Origin of the sequence: Paractinoplanes rhizophilus, from assembly GCF_042664765.1 — a bacterium.
Taxonomy (GTDB): domain Bacteria; phylum Actinomycetota; class Actinomycetes; order Mycobacteriales; family Micromonosporaceae; genus Actinoplanes; species Actinoplanes rhizophilus.
In genome coordinates this window covers 1-1,577 of record NZ_JBHTBJ010000102.1, presented here as the reverse complement: position 1 = coordinate 1,577, position 1,577 = coordinate 1, and the positions used below count along the sequence as shown (strand labels likewise).

The window sequence follows — 1,577 nt, the reverse complement described above, 5'->3', positions numbered from 1 at the left end:
CCGGAACCTGTCAAGTCAAATGAGACAATTTCTTGATTTTTCTTAGCTTTCTGCTGCGGGGTGGATGGTCGCGGCTGGGGTGGTGACCTGGTCGGGTGGGTTGTTGTCGGGTTTGTTGATCCATGCCCGGTTCGGTATGCGTGGTGGTTGGGGTCGGCGGCGGCCGAACCGGTGCGGGTGGGCGGCCCAGGCGGCGTCCAGGGTGCGCTGCCGGTCAGCGCGGATCTGCTCGGCGGTGCCGTGATGCACCGACGCTGGGGTGTGCAGGCCGATCCCGGAGTGCCGGTGTTCGTGGTTGTAGTAGGTGTAGAACGCGTCGCAGTGTTGCCGGGCGTGCTGGATGGACCCGAACCGGTCCGGGAACGTCGGGTCGTACTTGAGTGTTTTGAAGCTGGCCTCGATGTATGGGTTGTCGTTGGACGTCTTCGGCCGGCTGTGACTACGGCCGATCTTCAGATCGGACAGCAGTTGGGTGACGGTCTTGCAGGTCATGGCCGCGCCGCGGTCGGCGTGCACGGTCAGCTGGTCCGGGTCGACGCGTTCGCGGGCGGCGGCGTCGGCGATCAAAGCTTCGGCGAGCTGCCCGTCCTCGTGCGCGGCGACCAGATGCCCGACGACGTAGCGGGACCAGATATCGATCACCGTGTAGAGGTGGTACCAGATGCCCCGGTCCGGGCCGCGTAGTTTCGTGATGTCCCACGTCCACACCTGGTTCGCCGCGTCGGCGACCAGTTCCGGCTTGGTCCGGGCGGGATGAGTGGCCTGGGCCCGGCGTTCTCCCGTCTGGCCCGCGGCGCGCAGGATCCGGTACATCGTGGACTCCGAGCACCACCAGCGACCCTCGTCGAGTTCACGGGCCCACACCTGCGCCGGAGCGAGATCGGCGTACTCGGGCCGGTTCAGCAGGTCGAGGACCTGCTGCCGCTCGGCGTCGGTCAGCGCGGACGGCGGCGGTTTGCGTGGCGTGCGTGGTTTCGGTTGCGCCGGCGGGTTGCGGTGCCGGTAGAGCGTCGCGCGGGACAGGCCGGTCAGCCGGCACGCGGGCGCAACACCCCACACGCCGGTCAGCGCCTGCTGCGCCTCGGCGAGGACGGGTTCGGCATCGGCGCGGAATCCGCGCTCTCGGAGAGCAGTTCCAAGAGCGCGTGTGCTTTTCCCATGATCTGCAATGCGGTCTCGGTCTTGGCCAGCTTGGCCTGCAGCCGGGCGTTCTCACGCTGAAGGCGGGCAAGTTCGGCGTTCTCGGCCTTCTTCACCGCCCGCGCGGCCGCTTGACGGCGGTCCGTCAGGCCGGCCGCGGCTCCGGCGTCTCGGGCCTTGCGCCAGTCCAGGATGTGTGAGCCGTACAGCCGTTCCCGGCGCAGGATCGCCCCGCGAGCCGCCGCGTCCGGTGCCGCGTCGTACTCGGCCAGGATCCTGGCCTTGAAGTCTGCGGTGAATGTCCGCCGCTGGGGCCGGGCGTCCGGATCAGGGCTCTCGCTGGGGTTCGACGTCATGCTGATGATCTCTCCTCGTGACCGTCCAGGAAGAGTATCCCCTGGTCAACGGGCTGTCTCATCTAAGCGTGACAGGGAGGG

General features: G+C 67.9%; 2 protein-coding genes. Both read right to left on the bottom strand.

Annotated features, from left to right (window positions below; all coding sequences use genetic code 11):
- Positions 1-42 precede the first annotated feature (42 nt).
- Positions 43-1,059, bottom strand: a complete 1,017-nt coding sequence (locus ACFQS1_RS40375; protein ID WP_378978348.1) for an IS3 family transposase — start codon at positions 1,057-1,059, stop codon at positions 43-45.
- A 5-nt stretch (positions 1,060-1,064) separates the two neighbouring features.
- Positions 1,065-1,496 (bottom strand): hypothetical protein, encoded by a 432-nt coding sequence (locus ACFQS1_RS40370; RefSeq protein WP_378978346.1) that lies wholly within the window; start codon positions 1,494-1,496, stop codon positions 1,065-1,067.
- Between the last annotated feature and the right edge of the window lie 81 nt (positions 1,497-1,577).